Consider the following 17702-nt stretch of genomic DNA (forward strand, 5'->3'; position numbering starts at 1 on the left):
ACAATGAAACTTTTTTTGCGTGAGCACATGCCGCTAGTTATTCTACATATCGTTCAATTGTTCCTAGTGTTGCTCATCTACTGGTTAGATGGGTATCGCAATTTCCATACAGCTCTATATTCCATCTTTATTGGGCTTGTGCTGCTAACGGGTTATTTGATCTACCGTTATACTAGTCACCTATCGCTATATCGGAGGTTAACCGACCCTCTAGAAACTTTGGACGATTCCATCCAGGGGGGCGGTTATACCCCGTTATCTGAAGCCGTTGATCATCTGTTACATACGCAATACGGACATTACCAGCAGCAACTGAAAATACAGGAGAAATCCCGCAATGATCACCTTATCTTCATGAATCAATGGATTCATCAGATGAAGACTCCCTTATCGGTTATCCGTCTTATGATGGAGGAGAGTGATGATGCACGTTCTGTAAGTATTCTTGAGGAAACGGACAGAATGGAGAAAGGGCTTGAAACCGTATTATATGCGGCAAGGCTTGAAACCTTCGAACGTGATTTTCAAGTGGAGGCCGTCCCGATTAGAGCAATCGTGGAAAATGTCATTCATGAGAACAAACGTTTGTTTATTGGCAGCAAAGTATATCCCGAGCTCAATGTAGATCCACATTTAATCGTCGAAAGCGATGCGAAATGGCTTACCTTTATGATCAACCAGCTCGTTACGAATGCGATCAAATACTCTGCGGATAGTCATCAGAAGGTGATCTTTACAGCCACTCAGTCAGAGAATGAAGCATGTCTAGAAATTCGTGACCATGGCATTGGGATTCCTGTAGCAGACAGGAAGCGGGTATTCCAAGCTTTCTATACAGGTGACAATGGTCGAAAGTATCGGGAATCGACTGGGATGGGACTTTATTTCGTGCAGGAAATTGGTAACAGACTCGGTCATCGTATTGAATTAGACTCAGAAGTTGGAGAGGGAACGTGTGTACGTATTGTGTTTTCTTCCTACCTTACAAAGATGTAATGTTGCTGAAAGGCGAATCGATAGTGCTTATTCCTCTCATCCCTTACACTTCTATTAGAAGCAGCAAATGGTCTGCACTATGAAGAGGAGAGAATCATGATGGAGATGCTAAGTGTTAGACAATTAAACAAGATTTATGGAGGGAAGGTGCCTTCTCGCGCACTAACTGATATTAGCTTATCGATAGAGCAAGGTGAATTCGTAGGTATTATGGGCCCTTCCGGAAGCGGGAAAACGACGCTACTCAATTTGGTTGCAGCGATCGACGAACCGACGACCGGAGAAGTACTCATCAATGGAAAGAATCCACACAAACTGAAGAAAAGAGAGTTAGCACGCTTCCGACGCAAGGAATTAGGTTTTGTATTTCAGGACTTCAACTTACTGAACACATTGACGGTTGAAGAGAATATCGTTCTGCCACTGACGCTAGAAGGAGAACGTGTCAAGGTGATGGAGGAGAAAGTATCCGCCATAGCCCGGCAGCTAGGCATTGAAGCCATTCTGAAGAAACGTACCTACGAGATATCTGGGGGACAAGCACAGCGGACAGCGATAGCTAGGGCGATGATTCATTCTCCGAAGTTTCTGTTCGCTGATGAGCCTACCGGTAACTTGGATTCGAAGTCTGCAAGAGATGTGATGGAGACGCTTAGCACAATTAATCGTAATGAAGGAACGGCAATGATGCTCGTTACCCATGATGCTGTAGCAGCCAGCTATTGCCACCGCGTTATTTTCATTAAAGACGGCCAGTTATTTAATGAGATTAATTGTGGGGATAATCGCCAAGCCTTTTTCCAGAAAATCATTGATGTACTGTCTTTGTTAGGAGGGAACGCGCATGACCTTTCGTCAATTCGCGTTTAATAATGTGTTGCGCAATAAGCGCACATACGCCGCCTACTTTCTTAGCAGTGCGTTCTCCGTCATGGTTTTCTTCGTCTATGCTGTATTTGCCTTTCATCCTGCGCTAGGAAGCGGGGGAATCAAGAAGCAGATTACATCAGGTATGCAATTTGCCGAGGTGCTCATATACGTATTTTCGTTCTTCTTTGTTCTATACTCCATGAGCTCATTCCTGAAAACGCGTAAGAAAGAGTTCGGTCTTATGGTCATGCTCGGGATGACAAATACACAGTTAAGAACGATGGTATTTCTAGAAAATATCATCATTGGCTTCTTCGCAACGCTAGCTGGTATTGGGATGGGCTTAGTGATGTCTAAGATCATGCTACTTGCAGCAGAAAACTTCTTGATGCTTGATGAAGCTTTGCCATTTTACATGCCATTTAAGGCTTTAGCTTTGACCTTCGTCGCATTCGTGGTGTTGTTTGTCCTTATTTCTTTGTTTACCGTGGTCATTCTTAGGACGAACAAGGTCATAGACCTTATTAAGGGTAGCAGCATGCCTAAGAAGGAGCCGAAGTCGTCCGTTCTGTTGTCTTGGCTCGCGGTCATCCTTTTAGGCGGTGGATATGCGGTTGCATTGGTTGTAAAAGGCATGTTCGTGTTCTATGCGATGGTTCCCGTAACTCTGGTCGTTATCGTAGGCACGTATTTCTTGTTTACGCAGTTAAGTGTATATCTCATCCATAAAGGGCGCAATCACCGCTCGTTGTTTTGGCGTAAGACAAATATGTTATTCCTCTCGGATCTCGCTTACCGGATGAAGGACAATGCACGTACATTTTTTATGGTGGCCATTCTCTCAACCGTATCCTTCTCTGCGATTGGTTCCTTAGTCGGGTTTAAGACGATGGCGACGGACATGATGACGAAAGAAAATCCGTTTGCTTTTGAATATGTATCCTATAACGACAATAAAACAGAGGCTGAGGACGTTGCGTTAATCGATTCTTCTCTTCAAGGTGAAGGAATTTCCTATAATCGTCTGCAAGTCGCAATGTCAGAGCAACAGGTAAACCATTCAGACCGTAAAGTAATCATTGTAAAGGCTGCGGATTATAACCCCATTGCTTTGGCAGCTAATGAACAAACGGTTAATCTGAAAGATAACGAGTCCATGATGATTTATTATACAAATTCAATTGCCGGAAATGTTAATACAGGAAACGTAGAGAACGTCGAGCTTGCTGCATTGGAAGGGATAGAACTGAAACCCCTTGGCAGTATTCCATCGGTTACTCTGCCTATGTATGGGAACTACTATGTCATTTCTGATTCTTTGTTTGATCGGCTTAATCATGATAAGCTCGAAATGTTCTATGCATTCGATGTAGAGAACATGAAGGGAACCAAAGATGTTGGGGAGAAGCTAACTCAGAAGTTGGTTTCTAGAGGGAATCATTTTATGTCTCTTGCATATCAATTGCATCAGATGATCCAAGGGTTTGGAGTTGTCTTATTCATCGGCTTATTTATTGGGGCGGTATTCTTTGTAGCTTCTGGAAGCTTCCTATACTTCAGACTTTATGCGGATATTACGGATGATAAGCTCAAGTTCAAGTCGATTACTAAAATCGGGTTAACCGATGGAGAATTGTCAAAAATCCTAACGAAACAGCTTCTCATCTTGTTCTTCGTTCCGATTGTTGTAGCTGTTGTACATGGAGCTATCGCATTAACTTCTTTACAGAATATGTTCGGATATTCCATGATGAAGGAGTCTGTTATGGTATTGGGAACATTTGTTCTCATACAGGTGATTTACTTCCTGTTCATAAGAGCCAGATATATTAAGCAGGTCATGGCATAAGGGAAGGGCGACTGTCAAAATGGATGTAGCGAAGAGAAAAGCACTCATTGTTGGTGGAACTGGGCTTATCGGGAACCAATTATTACAGTTATTGCTACAATCAGAAGCTTATGAGAGTGTAATCGTATTGATTCGTAAACCATTAGCGATCAATCATCCGAAGCTCATTCAAAAAGTGGTTGATTTTGATGATTTGGATAATGGAGAACAAATGTTCGGTGTTGACGATGTTTTTTGCTGTCTTGGAACGACAATTAAGAAGGCTGGATCTAAAGAAGCCTTTTTGAAGGTTGATTTTGACTATCCATTACAAGTGGCACAGTTGGCAAAAGAGAATGGTGCAACACAGTTTCTAATTGTAACCGCAATGGGGGCTGATCGTCATTCCCGTGTCTTTTACAGCCGAGTGAAAGGTGAAATAGAAGAGGCATTGAAGCGGGTTAAGTTCCCATCGTTGCATATTTTTCATCCTTCTTTATTGCTTGGCAAACGAAATGAATTTCGCTTTGGAGAAAAGGTCGCAGAGATCATTAGTCCTATACTTTCACCGCTGTTAAGAGGGAAATTAAGCAAATACAAGCCGATACAAGCGAAAGATGTAGCTCAAGCTATGGTCCGCATTGCGACTGATAATCGTAAAGGTGAGTTTGTATATGAGTGGAAACAAATGATGAGTGATGGATCAGTTAAGTAAGTGGAACAAAGAGTGAATGAGGGCAACTCCCACAGATCAGATTTCTGCTGATCTATGGGATTGCCCTTTTTTATAGTAATCCCGAATTCTTAACATCTGTATAGAAGCGACTGAATTCCTCAAAATTCAGTTGTTGTGCTGCATCGGATAAAGCAACAGCTGGATTCGGATGAACTTCAATCATAATGCCATCAGCTCCAGCAGCCAAAGCTGCCTTAGCGCATGGCGCCATAATATCCTTGCGACCAGTAGAATGAGTAACGTCTACGAGCACCGGCAGATGTGTTTCTTGCTTGAGGATCGGTACAGCCGATATATCTAAGGTGTTGCGGGTTGCCCTCTCATAGGTGCGGATTCCGCGTTCTATCAACATAACCTGGGTATTCCCACGAGATACGATGTATTCCGCAGCATGAACAAATTCATCCAGCGTTGCAGCTAAACCACGTTTGAGAAGGATCGGAGTACGAACGTCGCCAGCAGCCTTTAGTAATTCGAAGTTGTGCATGTTCCTTGCGCCGATCTGAATGACATCAATGTATTCGCTAGCCAACTCGATATGTGCAGGATCCACAATTTCACTTATCGTTTTGAGTCCAAACTCGGATGCAACCTCCTTCAATATACGTAGACCTTCAATGCCTAAGCCTTGGAAGTCATAAGGTGACGTTCTCGGTTTGAACGCACCACCACGCATAACGGTGATACCGGCTTCTTTGAGAGCAATCGCCACTTGGCGAACCTGCTCATAGCTTTCAACAGAGCAGGGACCAGCCACCATCATCGGTTTTCCAGCTCCGATCGTGACATCCCCAAGAGTGATCACTGTATTTTCCTTCTGTTTCTTGCGGCTGACTAGCAAATGCTTCTGATGGTCTGATTCTTGAAGCTTTAATGAAGCTTGAAAGATTTGCTTAAATAGATGACGCACGGTGTCGTGCTCGAATGGACCTGTATTTTGAGAAACGAGCTCTTCAAGCATGAGCTTTTCACGTACGGGATCAAATTTAGGGACTCCTTGTTTTACTTTCTCCAGACCGATCTCTTGAGCGATACGTGCCCGTTCTGACAATAGCTCAAGCACCTGAAGATTAATTGTATCAAGCTTTCCCCGTAGTTGTTCCAAATGGCTCTGACTCTTGGTCATGTAAATCTCCTCCTTAGGTTTATGAAAATGCAAAAAACTCCCCGCCGCAAGGGACGAGGAGTCGTGGTACCACCCTAATTTAGAAATGAGCTAATAACGAATAGCACCATTTCACTTAGCCCTGTAACGTAGGGGATACGGATATTCCTACCGCCTGCCATGTCATAGCAAACATTCAGATATCAGCTCCGGAATGAACTTCAGCGAGATGTACTTTCGGCTGCTTTCAGTCGGTGGCAGGCCGTCCCTGTAACGTACTTTTCTCCGCTTACTCTTTCCATCGGTGCTTGTGTTAATTAATGGTGAAACTAATTAATACGCATTGTATAACAAGAGATAAGAGCGTGACAAGCACGTGATTTAAAGCGTAATTGCTTTATTGCGGTGAAGAATCATGTCGCGCCGATATCTATCCATCTAGGAAATTAGATCCAACCTGAGAGTTAGATAGCTCTTGAGTTGTCAGTTCCTGTCATCACAATACAAAATTATCCCTATATGATAGGAAAATGCTCTACCAATATTTTACTGCCATTATATAATCTAGTTGTTATGACTCAACCACTCTAGGAGGTCCACTATTTATGAAAAAAAGTCATCTGCTCATTCCGCTAAGCACGATCCTTGCAGCAACGACAGTCATTGGTTCGGTTGGCGCAGCAGAAAAAAGTGTAACCTTGGTTGTAAGGCATACGCAATTGGGTGAGGCGAAACAACAACGCCTCAATATTCTAAACGATGTTTTGAAAGGGGTTACAAAGGAAGTCTCCGGAGTTACTTTCAAGTTAGACGGCGTAGATTCCGACGTAAACCGCAAAGAGAAACTGCGCTCGGAAATGGCAACTGATTCTGCTCCGGCAATTTTCGATCTGTTTGGTGGAGCCGATACGCAGTTGTATGCTTCTGAAGGAAAGCTTTTGGATTTAACCCCTATTATTAAAGAGCTTGGCTTACAAAATAAATTCATTTCATTAGGTGAGTTTACGGTAGACGGTAAAGTATACGGTCTTCCGATCGGCGGTTTCCAAGAAGGTTACTTCTACAACAAACAATACTTTACACAAAACAAGCTGCAAGTTCCTAAAACATTAGACGAGCTTGAAAAGCTGGCCGAAACCATTAAAAAGAAGGGGAAAACTCCTTTTGCGCAAGCATCCAAACAAGCTTGGGTAGCACTAATGACAGCTAATACATTGTGGTCCCGTTATGCAGGACCGGAAATTACTTACGGATTTGCAACCGGCAAAACCAAATGGAATAGTCCTGAGATGGTCGCAGCTTTCACAAAGTACTCGGATTGGGTTAAAAAAGGCTACTTCAAAAAAGGTGAACTTGGTCTAGAGTACGCTGAACAACGCAATCAACTCATTCGCGGCGAAGCGATCATGATGTATGATGGCTCATGGGCTTCAAGCGTATTCGCAGATGTTAAACAAGCTGGTAAAATGACTAACCAAGTGGGATACTTCCCAATGCCTAAAGCAACTAACGGCAAGGGCAGTCAGACTGCAGTAAACGGCGGTTTCTCTAACGGTTATGGTTTCTCGGCAAAAGTTAAGGATAATGCTAAACAATTAGCAGCAGTTAAATCATTCATCAAAAACATGTATAACGACACGATGCAAATTCGCGGACTTGAAGCAGACGGCGTATTGCCTTCTATGAAAGTAGATAGCGGAAAAATTGCAAAAGCAAAAGTTTCTGACCTAGTGAAAGAAATTATTGCAGTAGGCAACAAAGCAAACGGTGCATTCCCGGCATTCGATGCTCTCGTTCAACCAGACGTGAACACGGCCATTAGTGAAGGAATTCAAAAATTAATCGGCGGGAAAACCACTGCTAAGAAAATGCTAGACGACGTTCAAGATGTTCAAGAAGAGGCAAACGAAGACGCTGAGTAATTATCGAAATGCAAGATGAGTAGAAGAGTACCACCCGCCTAAGAGTGGGTGGTACTTTTTATAAGAACGATCAGACGAGTACAAGTCAGACTTCACGGAGGTAACAATGAATAAAGCATTAAGAAAACCTATGACTTATATATTCTTTATGTTGCCCATTCTCATACTCTATATCTTATTTTTCATATATCCGATGGTCGATGCTTTTGCCAAAGGCTTTACGAAATGGAACGGCATTGGAACGGCTGAGTTTAATGGAATGAAAAACTTTGAAAAAGCATTTTCAGATGATAAATTTTGGAATTCAGTCAAAAACAATAGTTACTTCATTTTGTTCTCTGTTTTCGTGCAAGTCCCGATCATCGTATTTTTCTCTCTATTGATCAGCAATGTAAAAAAACTCAAGGGATTATACAAAACAGCCGTATTTGTTCCCTCCGTCATGTCAACCGCGGTAGTCGGTATTTTGTGGAGTTTCATCTACGAGCCTGATATCGGCTTGTTTAATATACTCCTGACGAAAATGGGATTTGATCCGGTTATGTGGTTATCTGAACCCAAATGGGCCATGATTTCAATTTTGATTACGAATGCCTGGCAGTGGACAGGGTTCTATATTGTCATGGTTCTTGCCGCGATCTTATCGATTCCAAAGGAAATCGATGAAGCCGCTGTAATTGATGGGGCTAACGGTTTTCAACGCGGAATCCGAATTACGATGCCTCTGATCATGCCTATTATTTCCGTTGTTATTATGCTCTCCATCGCAGGTGCGATGAAAGCGGCCGATATTGTTATCGTCATGACCAAGGGTGGCCCTGGGGGAGCAACGGATGTTATGGCAACCTACATGATCAAGTATGGAATAACGAACGTGAAGTATGGTTACGGCAACGCTATCGCTGTGTTAATTTTTGTTTTCACTCTAATCATTACAGTGTTGTATCAGTTATTGATTGCTAGAAGAAGCGAAAGGGTCGAATACTAATGATGATAAGATCGATGAAAAAAAGTGTCAGTCACATTATTTTACTTGTCTACTTGATCGCGATTCTTTATCCGTTCCTGTTCGTTCTCTTTTCGTCTTTTAAGACGGATAATCAGGCGATTGCGAGCAATCCATTTGGTCTCCCATCCTCGTTTCATTTTGAAAATTATAAAGAAGCATGGGTGAACGCGAAAATTAACGTGTATTTTTTTAATAGTTTGTATATCGCAACGCTTTGCTCAATCGCAACCATCATCATTTCCTCCCTGGCAGCATTTGCGATTACACGGATGCGTTATTTGAAAATAAGCAAGGGAATGTTCCAATTTATACTGATCGGCATGCTCATTCCGGGAAATGCCTTACTACTACCTATTTACATATTGCTAAAAGACACATCTATTTTAGGTACCCATTTGGCGCTCATCATTCCCTATACCGCTGGAGCCATTCCATTTACGGTAATTATATTGTCTGCATTTATGCGATCTATACCAGGTGAGCTTGAAGAAGCTTCTGTCATGGATGGCTTGAGTGCAAAGGGGATTTTCACTAAAATTATTTTACCTATTACAGTGCCAGCCTTGGTAACCGTGTTTATTGTTAACTTCATTGGAAACTGGAACGAGTTTCTGATGGCTAACTTCTTCATCTCTACGGATGAATTAAGGACACTGCCTGTAGGAATGGTCGGTTTCCGCGATATCTATAATACGAATTATGCTCAAATGTCAGCAGGGATTGTATACAGCATCGTTCCGGTCATGATTATCTATGGCGTTTTACAAAAACAAATTATTGAAGGCTTAACGGCAGGCAGTGTAAAAGGCTGATCATCTTAATAGACATTAGAGTTAATGAAATCCGCGTAGTTGATATGATCCCCTTAGGGTTGACAGGGAAGTAAGGTCCAGATAGGTTAAGTTTTTGGACTTTACACCTGTTAAACTAGAGGGGATTTTTTCATGGTTTTTTTATCCATGTAACCTAATGATAAGGTGGCGGAGGAGGGTTATTAATGGGATTAAATAAATACTGAACATGAATACATAACATAAATTATGTAAAATAATTCAACGAAAAACAAATAACTGCTGACGCGCAGTGTTAATGTTTTCATTCTTAGCACGACAATGGGTAGCGAGGATCCTCGTTAATCTTTGTTTGCCGCAAGGATCTCGTTACCAGCTAAAGGCTTCTTCCCAACAAAGTCCCGACTTGTTTAGCCACATCTCTAGGGGGATAGGGCATGCCGTTTTTAATCCACCATTCAATGATCCCGACATAAGCCGTTCCCGCATACTGCAACAGGACATCATCGCTTAGCTCCGCGTTTTTGCCGCTGTCTCTGTCGATCTCGCCTTTGAATCCTTCCATGAATGCAGCCAACAGCCGAGTTCTGAACGTTAACGGAGCTTCTTTGCTGGCTAGCATCGTCGAGAAGAATAAATAATTTTTCTCGAAATATTCAAAATAAGGAATCAGAGCATCGGTCCAATCCAACTCGCACGCCCATTCGCCCATCTCGTCCAATTCGTTCAAATGCATCTCGATGAGTTTATCCAACAAATCGTATTTATCCTGATAATGCAGATAGATCGTTCCGCGATTGACGTTCGCCCGGTCCGCAATATCCTGAATGGTGATGTCGTCGAACTTTTTCTCGGTCATCAGGCCGATGACGGCTTGTTTCAAGGCGTCTTGCGTCTTTGCGATTCTTCGATCTACTTTCGCCATCGTACCCACCTGACTTTCTAAAATAATGAACGTCTTCGATGGTTTTGTTGATTTATGAACAAGACGCGCTTCATTAACCATTGAACGTACGTTTCAAGCCTCTATAATAATAGACACAAGTTGATTAATCAACTCTAATTGAATTTTTACACTATCGCTTACTATCGTTGATCTTCGGTTTCATCTTCATCTCAGCGAGAAACCGCTTGTTTAATCGCCATTTACAGGAGGGATTGTCAATGATTAAGGCTATCGCACGCGCAGTATTCGGTTCGGTAGGACCATTCAAACCAACCACGATCGAACGAAGAGATCTACAGCCGCACGACGTACTGATCGAAATCAAATACTCGGGAATTTGCCACTCCGATATCCATACGGCTCGCGGCGAATGGGGGCCGGTGAACTATCCGCTCGTCCCGGGTCACGAGATCGCCGGCGTCGTCGCTCAAGTCGGCAGTAAGGTTACGAAATATGCCATAGGAGACAGAGTAGGGGTAGGCTGCATGGTCGACTCCTGCAGAGAGTGCGACCGCTGCCGCGAGGGGAACGAACAATATTGCCGCAATGGCAACACTGGGACGTATGCCGCCACCGATCGATACGGACAATACACGCAAGGCGGGTATTCCACGCATATCGTCGTCACGGAAGACTTCGTCGTCCGTATTCCGGACGCGCTCGGTCTTGACGTAGCCGCTCCGCTCCTATGCGCGGGTATTACGACGTATTCGCCTTTGCGCCATTGGAAGGCGGGACCCGGCAAGAAAATCGCTGTCGTCGGACTCGGCGGGCTCGGCCATATGGCCGTGAAGCTTGCTCGCGCCATGGGCGCGGAGGTTACGGTTTTATCCCAGACGTTGAAGAAAAAAGACGACGGCTTGCGGATGGGAGCGGATCATTATTACGCCACGAACGATCCTGAGACGTTTAACAAGTTGGTCGGTTCGTTCGACCTCATCATCAATACCGTGAGCGCGAAGATCGATGTCGGTGCGTATCTCTCGTTGCTGACGCTGGACGGTACGATCGTCAACGTAGGCGCTCCGGCGGAACCGATGTCCATTCACGTCTTGCCGCTCATCCTTCAGCGCCGCTCGTTTGCCGGCTCTACGATCGGCGGCATTCGTGAGACGCAGGAGATGCTCGACTTTTGCGCAGAGCATCGCATCGCTCCCGAGATTGAGGTTATTGCCGCTAATCAGATTGATGAAGCCTGGGAACGCGTATTAGCTTCGGATGTCCGGTATCGGTTCGTTATCGATATTCGTACGATGAAGGAGGAAATAGAATGGCGGAAAAAGTAACCGCAGGGCGTGATCTTTTAGGCGAATTCGCACCTAAATTTGCAGAATTCAACGATGATGTTTTGTTTGGACAAGTATGGAGCCGTGAAGCGGAGTTGAGTCCGCGTGATCGCAGTATGATCACGGTTGCAGCGCTTCTTTCCGGAGGAAACTTCGAACAATTACAATTCCATTTGATGAAGGCAAAAGCGAATGGAGTCACAAAAGAAGAAATCGTTGAAGTGATTACGCATTTAGCCTTTTATTGCGGGTGGCCCAAAGCATGGTCGGCTTTTAATTTTGCAAAAGAAATTTATAAGGACTAGGGAGGACAATACTCATGATTATAAAGGATAGGAAAGAAACCATTTTATTCGATGCAGGCGAACCAAATCCGTATTCTCAATATTTCGTTGGTCAAAGTTATTTGAAAATGCTCACGCCAGGACCCAATGCGATCGGAAACGTAACGTTTGAACCAGGTTGCCGCAACCACTGGCATTCTCATGCGGGCGGGCAATTCTTGTTCGTTACCGCCGGCGAAGGTTACTATCAAGCCGAAGGTGAACCCGCGCAACGCTTAAAAGCCGGCGATGTAGTCATCATTCCAGCCGGTATGAAACATTGGCATGGCGCTGCAGATGACTCTTGGTTCGTTCATCTCGCGGCTGCAGGCGACCCAAACAGACCGGAAACAGAATGGTTCGAGCCCGTAAACGATGAGCAATACGCGGAAGCAAATCAAGTGATGTAAATCAATACCGAGGAGGCAAAAACATGCTTGACGAAACCTACAAATTATTGAACGGTGTTGAAATCCCAAAATTAGGTCTTGGCACCTGGCTGCTTAACGATGAACAAGCAGCGCAGGCTGTTCGTGATGCGATTTCTATCGGTTATCGCCACATCGATACTGCACAGGCTTATCAGAATGAAGCTGGTGTAGGAGAGGGAATCCGGTCCGGCGGTGTCGCAAGAGAAGAACTTTTCATTACGACAAAGGTCGCCGCTGAAGTAAAGAACTATGACGCAGCAACGAGGTCTATTGACGAGTCGTTAGCAAAAATAGGCCTGGATCACATTGACCTTGTGATTATCCATAGCCCGCAGCCTTGGAAGGAGTTCCGCGAGGAGAACCGTTACTTCGAGGAAAATATAGAAGTATGGAAAGCATTGGAGGATGCTTATAAGGCAGGCAAAGTAAAGGCCATCGGTCTTTCGAACTTCCTCCAGGACGATATAGAGAATATTCTTGCAAGCTGCGAGATCAAACCTATGATCAATCAGATCTTAGCACATGTGAGCAATACACCTATGGAGCTCATTGAATTCTGCCGGAAGAATAACATTCTGGTGGAGGCCTATTCACCGATTGCCCACGGCGCAATCCTTGATCATGCAGAGATTAAGGAAATAGCTAATCATTATGGGGTATCTGTTGCACAGATAGGCCTGCGGTATGATCTCCAGCTTGGCCTTGTCGTTCTTCCGAAAACGAAAAATCTGGATCATATGAGAATCAATGCGGAGCTTGATTTTGTGATCAGCGATGCAGATATGGAGACTCTGAGGAATATTGAACGCATCCAAGATTATGGTGAACATAGCTTTTTCCCGGTCTTTGGAGTGAAATAACTTTAGACAAAGAGCAGGAGGGATAACCTTGCTGCTCTTTGATGGTTGTTCATTAAATATCCAACTTGCGGGTTCCTAACCATTTCACCATCTCTGGATCGCGATGTGAGAAGAATAGACTTTGTTTCGTATCCAGAGTATGGATCAAATCTATTTCACTCTGATTCAACTCGAAATCAAAGATATTGAAGTTTTCAATAATGCGATCCTTACGTATCGATTTCGGAATCACAATGACTTCTCTTTGCGTCAACCAACGTAAAACGACCTGCGCAACCGATTATCCTCCACTTCTATATGGTCATGATGTGTAAAAGGTTCTAACTCTATACTTTACAAACCTCATTATGCACGAACCGTCGCTTCGAAAGATATCCTATTCGTACTCAATTGTTGCCTAATCTTCTCACGACCCTTAAGGATTGACGAATTTCAGATTATAATCGAAGCAAAGGGAACATGGAAGAGGAGTCGAATCACGATGACGAAACAACAAGAACTCATTCACATTATCAACCGGTATACGGAAGGAGACGGTGTTTTTAAAACCGCCATCCCATCCTTATTTTTCATGCGTCGTTCAAATATGTCGGAGCCAAATCACGGTTTATACAAACCGTCGTTTTGCATGGTCGTGCAGGGGGAGAAGGAAGTTTGGCTTGCAAAGGAACGATTTACATACAGTCCTGCCGATTATCTCGTTGCATCCGTTCATCTTCCGGTAAGCAGCCAAGTCACGGAAGCCAGTCCCGATGTGCCGTACTTAGGTCTCAAGCTTGAACTTTCTCCAAGTCAAGTATTAGAGGTTTTGGATGAGTTTGATATCCGAACGGTTTCCAGCGGAACCGAGCAACGAGCCATGTATGTTAGTCATATCGAATCCGCTTTATTGGATGCGGTCATCCGATTAGCGCGATTATTAGATACCCCAAACGATATATCCGTACTTTCTCCGTTGTATACAAAGGAAATTCTCTATCGGGTTTTACAAGGACGGAATGGAAATATATTGAAGGGGATCGTGATGGAAGAAACGGCCATTCGTCAAATCAGGGAAGTTATCGAACATATCGTTCATCATTATGATCGCTCTTTTCGGATCGAAGAGCTTGCAGACATCGCGAACATGAGTATTTCATCCTTTCACCGACACTTTAAAGAAGTGACTGCCTTAAGCCCTATTCAGTTTCAGAAACAAATCCGATTGCAAGAGGCACGACGTCTACTCTTAACCGAATCTGCGGATGCTGCAGACGTTGCTTATCGAGTAGGCTACGAAAGTAGCTCGCAATTCAGCCGAGAGTATTCACGGTTGTTCGGATATCCTCCGAGGCAAGATATAAACCGACTAAAAGCATGACGAGGGAAGAGAGGCAAGCCTACCGGCTTGCCTTTTTACATGGGATGACCTGCTAAGAGGATTAGGCAATGATTTAAGACAAATGAGATAACAGTCTTTTTGTCCTCTGTCGCATAATGAAGTAAGAATTTGTGAAGGTAAGATGAGCAGCAGCTTGAATCAACTGAAAGGGGAAGCAAAAAATGATTGCAAGATTAAATCATATATTAGCAATCAAAGGTTACCGTTTATTTGTCATCTGCGTTTTATTAGTCGGCATTGGAATATCGATTACCATGCCTTATTTAGCTCTATACTGTACGGAGGAATTGGGGATGAGCGCGGGGGCGTTTGGGCTATTTACTGCGGTGAGCTCATTAAGCGGCGTAGCTGCGAATTCGTTCATTGGCAAACATTCGGATCGTATATTAGATCGAAAGTTCATTATTATGGTAGCCACAGTTTCTTCCGCTGCAGGTTACTGCTCCTATTTAGTCTTTAACCATTTTTTGATTTTACTGGTCATTGTCAGTTTTTTTAGTGGGTTAGGCGCTGCGGCCATGCCACAAATATACGCATACGCGCAGGAGTCGGCAAATGAAAGCAACTCGGATGATCGAACATTCGCGATGTCGACATTGCGTTCGCTCGTCTCGCTTGGATTTCTGATTGGCCCTTTAGTTGGCACCCTTATTTTAAGTGCCATTGGGTATAAAGGGCTCTTTCTAGGTACAGCTTGCATTTTCCTTGTCATCGCATCACTTGTGTCGGTATTTCTACCGAAAAAAAGAACCTCTCAAAAGAAGCGAGCAGGTAATGATCACAGCACTACATCCACCGGTAGGCATATATGGTTTCCGGTTATCGCTTTCGTTTTATTGTTTGCAGTCAACGCGATTAATGGAATCATTACTCCATTGTTTATTGTCAACAAGCTTCATGGTACGCATACGGATGTCGGATTAGTCGTCAGCATTTGTGCTGGATTAGAAATTCCAATTATGTTTATTCTAGGAGCCATTGGCCGAAAGATATCAAACAACTCCTTGTTGATTGGGGCTTGCTTAATTGCAATTATTTACAATTTAATCATTAGTGTATCAACTGATGCCTGGCAGCTTATCGCGGCGCAACTTTTACAAGCCATGTTCGTTGCAATCGTAATGGGGAATGGTCTAAGTTATTTTACTGAATTGCTCCCGAACGCACCGGGTAGATCTTCAACGACCTATTACAACGTAACCATTATAGGCAGATTAATCGGTAATTTAAGTGGTGGTATCATTGCGCAGTACGTTGGGATTCGTGAAGTTTATTGGGTTTGTGTTGCAATAACTTCAGTATCATTCATCATCCTATGGAAGATAAAGCATGTAAAGATAGCACAGACTGTAGCTAAGGGTGAGATTTAAGTGTACCAATGATTAATTGAGTATTCTTTGATTATTACATTACTTCTTCACAAAACCCGTATTTTATACATATGTTCATGGGTTCTTAATTAACAGCCATTTGTGTCCCGTGTTCTCCAAGTTCGACCCGCCTTTTGAACGTATCCAATGTATTTAGTACATTCTCAACGGAATTGAATTGCGACCATATGACATTAGTATTTGGCGAATCAATTAAAGTCCTCATTTCACCTAACAAACCCAATAAACCATTGATATTTCGCAATTTGAACCTCTCCGATATTAGATTAGTTTGTTATTTGAATATTTCTATAGATGCTTGAACTATCCTGCCCGTTAGTTGAGAAAACGACAGCCAGTAATACCGGCTGCCGTCCCTTTGAGTTTATTGAACAAACGTTACCCGTTAGTTGAACTCAACGCTCTTCCCCCATTCGACAGGTTGCTCCAGGATTACCCCGTCTGTCTCCACCCATTGGGTAAGGCTGTTCTCTTTCGCTTGAATAACGATAAAATACAGGTCTTCCGAAGCGGACGTATTCCGCAACGCTCTCACTCCGTCAGGAGCGATTCGAACTGAAGTTCCTTCGAACACATCAAATTCGTTTCCGTCCACTTGTAAGTGACCTTGTCCTTTAACAAAGATGTAGAGTTCCTCATTTTCTTGGTGTTTGTGATAGAAAGGGACTTCCGCATTTGGGGGCAGATTATTGAGTGAAACTTCCATGCTCGTAAGTTTTAAGGAATCTTTTAGAAAGATTTTTCCTTTTAGCATTCCTTCCGTAACGTTTCCAAAATTCGAAAATGTACCTGCATGGTTAACCGAGTAATTCGCTTGATTCGGCTCCAATTTGCTCACCTCACCTTAGATTTAATTGTTTCATTAATAGAATGAAAACTGCCCTTCGAAGAGCGCCCCCAAAGACGCCCGTCAGTGCAGACGTTATCAGCCGTGGTTATTACTACGATTACACTCGTCAAGCCGAGACTTCCAGAGGTTTAGTCTAAACCAATGTTAAACTAAAAGGCTGCCAGGGTTTTGCCTGTTTCGAGCAAGCTCTTTAAATTGCTGAGAATGACAGGCCAGCCATTATTAAATCCATCAATCTTGCCTTCATCTTTGCGAATATCCTTCTCTAATAAATCCTCGTGTCGGAGCGTCAGTTTTACAGTAGAGTTCAAAGGTGATAATTCATAACTAACCTTAGAGAATCGCTCTCCTTCAACGTCTTTGACGCTCCAGGTAACTGTGAGTAGACGATACGGCTCACATACAAGAACTTCACCATGATGATCAACCTTATCTTTATCCATCAATTTAAAGCTGGAGCCAACTTGCCAATCTGAAATGATTTCACGACCGAAAAAATACTGCTTGGTGAATTCACTGTTAGTTAGGGCTTGCCAAAGCTTCTCGGGCGTAGTTGCGATGTAAGTCGTATAAACGAATGAAGTCTTATGCATGGTTAGAATCCTCCTCTAAGGCTTGCTTTAGTGTGTTTAATGCCTCAATCCGGTGACGCTCAAACTTACCGATCCAGCGTTGATAAATTTCCCCGATAGGTACCGGATTAAGATAATGCAGCTTTTCACGGCCTTGCCAAACGACATTAACAAGGTTTGCCTCTTCCAGCAGCTGAAGGTGCTTTGTAACAGCTTGACGAGTCATAGTCATTTGTTTACAAATTTCTCCTAAGGATTGTCCGTTATTCGCGAACAAGAGGTCGAGTAATTCTCTGCGAGTTCCATCGGCAAGTGCTTTAAATACTTTGTCCATGCCCCTATTATATGCAACCATTTAATTGCATGTCAAGCTCCATTGTAAAAAAATACCTGTAGTATATCCAT

The 17702-nt window shown here is 43.4% G+C and carries 18 protein-coding genes and 1 pseudogene; 13 read left to right on the forward strand and 6 right to left on the reverse strand.

What is annotated here, in order from left to right; all coding sequences use genetic code 11:
• Positions 1–3: 3 nt before the first annotated feature.
• The 4 genes from M1K58_RS05310 (at position 4) to M1K58_RS05325 (ending at position 4409) form a co-directional block, all read left to right on the forward strand.
• Positions 4–996, forward strand: a complete 993-nt coding sequence (locus M1K58_RS05310) for a sensor histidine kinase (RefSeq protein WP_256757618.1) — start codon at positions 4–6, stop codon at positions 994–996.
• A gap of 105 nt (positions 997–1101) precedes the next feature.
• Positions 1102–1866, forward strand: coding sequence for an ABC transporter ATP-binding protein (locus tag M1K58_RS05315; protein WP_306220255.1), 765 nt, complete (start codon positions 1102–1104; stop codon positions 1864–1866).
• Entirely contained in the window at positions 1841–3715 is a 1875-nt protein-coding gene (locus M1K58_RS05320) for an ABC transporter permease (protein WP_256757621.1), read from the forward strand. The genes M1K58_RS05315 and M1K58_RS05320 overlap by 26 nt, the downstream gene beginning before the upstream one ends.
• Positions 3716–3734: 19 nt before the next feature.
• Positions 3735–4409: an oxidoreductase gene (locus M1K58_RS05325; RefSeq protein WP_256757622.1), complete on the forward strand. Its 675-nt coding sequence runs from the start codon at positions 3735–3737 to the stop codon at positions 4407–4409.
• Positions 4410–4479: 70 nt separating this feature from the next.
• Here M1K58_RS05325 and M1K58_RS05330 read toward each other — a convergent pair whose 3' ends face one another.
• A complete protein-coding gene (locus M1K58_RS05330; protein ID WP_256757623.1) occupies positions 4480–5556 on the reverse strand; it encodes a bifunctional 3-deoxy-7-phosphoheptulonate synthase/chorismate mutase in 1077 nt (358 codons plus the stop codon).
• Positions 5557–6140: 584 nt separating this feature from the next.
• Here M1K58_RS05330 and M1K58_RS05335 point away from each other — a divergent pair.
• From M1K58_RS05335 to M1K58_RS05345, 3 genes are all read left to right on the forward strand, one after another.
• A complete protein-coding gene (locus M1K58_RS05335) occupies positions 6141–7457 on the forward strand; it encodes an ABC transporter substrate-binding protein (RefSeq protein ID WP_256757624.1) in 1317 nt (438 codons plus the stop codon).
• Between the two features lie 106 nt (positions 7458–7563).
• A complete protein-coding gene (locus tag M1K58_RS05340; RefSeq protein WP_256757625.1) occupies positions 7564–8445 on the forward strand; it encodes a carbohydrate ABC transporter permease in 882 nt (293 codons plus the stop codon).
• A 2-nt stretch (positions 8446–8447) separates the two neighbouring features.
• The gene (locus M1K58_RS05345; protein WP_256758250.1) at positions 8448–9278 is read left to right on the forward strand and encodes a carbohydrate ABC transporter permease; all 831 of its coding nucleotides are present in this window, start codon (positions 8448–8450) and stop codon (positions 9276–9278) included.
• Between the two features lie 355 nt (positions 9279–9633).
• Here the strand turns inward: M1K58_RS05345 and M1K58_RS05350 are convergent, their stop codons facing one another.
• A complete protein-coding gene (locus tag M1K58_RS05350) occupies positions 9634–10182 on the reverse strand; it encodes a TetR/AcrR family transcriptional regulator (protein ID WP_256757626.1) in 549 nt (182 codons plus the stop codon).
• A gap of 239 nt (positions 10183–10421) precedes the next feature.
• Between M1K58_RS05350 and M1K58_RS05355 the strand changes: the two genes are divergently transcribed.
• From M1K58_RS05355 to M1K58_RS05370, 4 genes are read left to right on the forward strand one after another with little or no spacing between them, the layout of a single operon-like run.
• Positions 10422–11489 (forward strand): NAD(P)-dependent alcohol dehydrogenase, encoded by a 1068-nt coding sequence (locus M1K58_RS05355; protein WP_256757627.1) that lies wholly within the window; start codon positions 10422–10424, stop codon positions 11487–11489.
• Positions 11474–11794 (forward strand): carboxymuconolactone decarboxylase family protein, encoded by a 321-nt coding sequence (locus tag M1K58_RS05360; RefSeq protein ID WP_256757628.1) that lies wholly within the window; start codon positions 11474–11476, stop codon positions 11792–11794. Before M1K58_RS05355 ends, M1K58_RS05360 begins: the two co-directional genes overlap by 16 nt.
• 14 nt (positions 11795–11808) lie before the next feature.
• A complete protein-coding gene (locus tag M1K58_RS05365) occupies positions 11809–12222 on the forward strand; it encodes a cupin domain-containing protein (protein ID WP_306220162.1) in 414 nt (137 codons plus the stop codon).
• Between the two features lie 23 nt (positions 12223–12245).
• Positions 12246–13103 carry an aldo/keto reductase gene (locus tag M1K58_RS05370; protein ID WP_256757629.1) on the forward strand — a complete coding sequence of 286 codons (858 nt, stop codon included), beginning with the start codon at positions 12246–12248 and terminating at the stop codon, positions 13101–13103.
• A 52-nt stretch (positions 13104–13155) separates the two neighbouring features.
• Here the strand turns inward: M1K58_RS05370 and M1K58_RS05375 are convergent.
• A pseudogene (locus M1K58_RS05375) lies at positions 13156–13383 on the reverse strand (aldo/keto reductase); the annotation flags it as partial.
• Positions 13384–13584: 201 nt separating this feature from the next.
• Between M1K58_RS05375 and M1K58_RS05380 the strand changes: the two are divergent.
• Both M1K58_RS05380 and M1K58_RS05385 read left to right on the forward strand, forming a co-directional pair.
• On the forward strand, positions 13585–14463 hold the full coding sequence (locus M1K58_RS05380) for an AraC family transcriptional regulator (protein WP_256757630.1): 879 nt from the start codon (positions 13585–13587) through the stop codon (positions 14461–14463).
• Between the two features lie 182 nt (positions 14464–14645).
• The gene (locus M1K58_RS05385) at positions 14646–15854 is read left to right on the forward strand and encodes a sugar efflux transporter (RefSeq protein WP_256757631.1); all 1209 of its coding nucleotides are present in this window, start codon (positions 14646–14648) and stop codon (positions 15852–15854) included.
• A gap of 406 nt (positions 15855–16260) precedes the next feature.
• Here M1K58_RS05385 and M1K58_RS05390 read toward each other — a convergent pair whose 3' ends face one another.
• The 3 genes from M1K58_RS05390 to M1K58_RS05400 all read right to left on the reverse strand — a co-directional run bounded on the left by M1K58_RS05390 (position 16261) and on the right by M1K58_RS05400 (position 17631).
• Positions 16261–16713, reverse strand: a complete 453-nt coding sequence (locus M1K58_RS05390) for a cupin domain-containing protein (RefSeq protein WP_372339102.1) — start codon at positions 16711–16713, stop codon at positions 16261–16263.
• A 161-nt stretch (positions 16714–16874) separates the two neighbouring features.
• Entirely contained in the window at positions 16875–17318 is a 444-nt protein-coding gene (locus M1K58_RS05395; RefSeq protein ID WP_256757633.1) for an SRPBCC family protein, read from the reverse strand.
• Positions 17311–17631 (reverse strand): ArsR/SmtB family transcription factor, encoded by a 321-nt coding sequence (locus M1K58_RS05400; protein ID WP_256757634.1) that lies wholly within the window; start codon positions 17629–17631, stop codon positions 17311–17313. The genes M1K58_RS05395 and M1K58_RS05400 overlap by 8 nt, the downstream gene beginning before the upstream one ends.
• Positions 17632–17702 lie beyond the last annotated feature (71 nt).

The sequence above is a fragment of the Cohnella sp. WQ 127256 genome (genome assembly GCF_024519285.1).
Classification (GTDB): domain Bacteria; phylum Bacillota; class Bacilli; order Paenibacillales; family Paenibacillaceae; genus Cohnella.

Excerpts from the sequence above, each read along its gene's own strand:
- M1K58_RS05360 (WP_256757628.1), top strand. The coding sequence starts at position 11,474 with ATGGCGGAAAAAGTAACCGCAGGGCGTGATCTTTTAGGCGAATTCGCA.
- M1K58_RS05355 (WP_256757627.1), top strand. The coding sequence starts at position 10,422 with ATGATTAAGGCTATCGCACGCGCAGTATTCGGTTCGGTAGGACCATTC.
- M1K58_RS05380 (WP_256757630.1), top strand. The coding sequence starts at position 13,585 with ATGACGAAACAACAAGAACTCATTCACATTATCAACCGGTATACGGAA.
- M1K58_RS05395 (WP_256757633.1), bottom strand. The coding sequence starts at position 17,318 with ATGCATAAGACTTCATTCGTTTATACGACTTACATCGCAACTACGCCC.
- M1K58_RS05350 (WP_256757626.1), bottom strand. The coding sequence starts at position 10,182 with ATGGCGAAAGTAGATCGAAGAATCGCAAAGACGCAAGACGCCTTGAAA.
- M1K58_RS05340 (WP_256757625.1), top strand. The coding sequence starts at position 7,564 with ATGAATAAAGCATTAAGAAAACCTATGACTTATATATTCTTTATGTTG.
- M1K58_RS05370 (WP_256757629.1), top strand. The coding sequence starts at position 12,246 with ATGCTTGACGAAACCTACAAATTATTGAACGGTGTTGAAATCCCAAAA.
- M1K58_RS05330 (WP_256757623.1), bottom strand. The coding sequence starts at position 5,556 with ATGACCAAGAGTCAGAGCCATTTGGAACAACTACGGGGAAAGCTTGAT.
- M1K58_RS05325 (WP_256757622.1), top strand. The coding sequence starts at position 3,735 with ATGGATGTAGCGAAGAGAAAAGCACTCATTGTTGGTGGAACTGGGCTT.
- M1K58_RS05310 (WP_256757618.1), top strand. The coding sequence starts at position 4 with ATGAAACTTTTTTTGCGTGAGCACATGCCGCTAGTTATTCTACATATC.
- M1K58_RS05345 (WP_256758250.1), top strand. The coding sequence starts at position 8,448 with ATGATAAGATCGATGAAAAAAAGTGTCAGTCACATTATTTTACTTGTC.
- M1K58_RS05320 (WP_256757621.1), top strand. The coding sequence starts at position 1,841 with ATGACCTTTCGTCAATTCGCGTTTAATAATGTGTTGCGCAATAAGCGC.
- M1K58_RS05335 (WP_256757624.1), top strand. The coding sequence starts at position 6,141 with ATGAAAAAAAGTCATCTGCTCATTCCGCTAAGCACGATCCTTGCAGCA.
- M1K58_RS05365 (WP_306220162.1), top strand. The coding sequence starts at position 11,809 with ATGATTATAAAGGATAGGAAAGAAACCATTTTATTCGATGCAGGCGAA.
- M1K58_RS05315 (WP_306220255.1), top strand. The coding sequence starts at position 1,102 with ATGCTAAGTGTTAGACAATTAAACAAGATTTATGGAGGGAAGGTGCCT.
- M1K58_RS05385 (WP_256757631.1), top strand. The coding sequence starts at position 14,646 with ATGATTGCAAGATTAAATCATATATTAGCAATCAAAGGTTACCGTTTA.
- M1K58_RS05400 (WP_256757634.1), bottom strand. The coding sequence starts at position 17,631 with ATGGACAAAGTATTTAAAGCACTTGCCGATGGAACTCGCAGAGAATTA.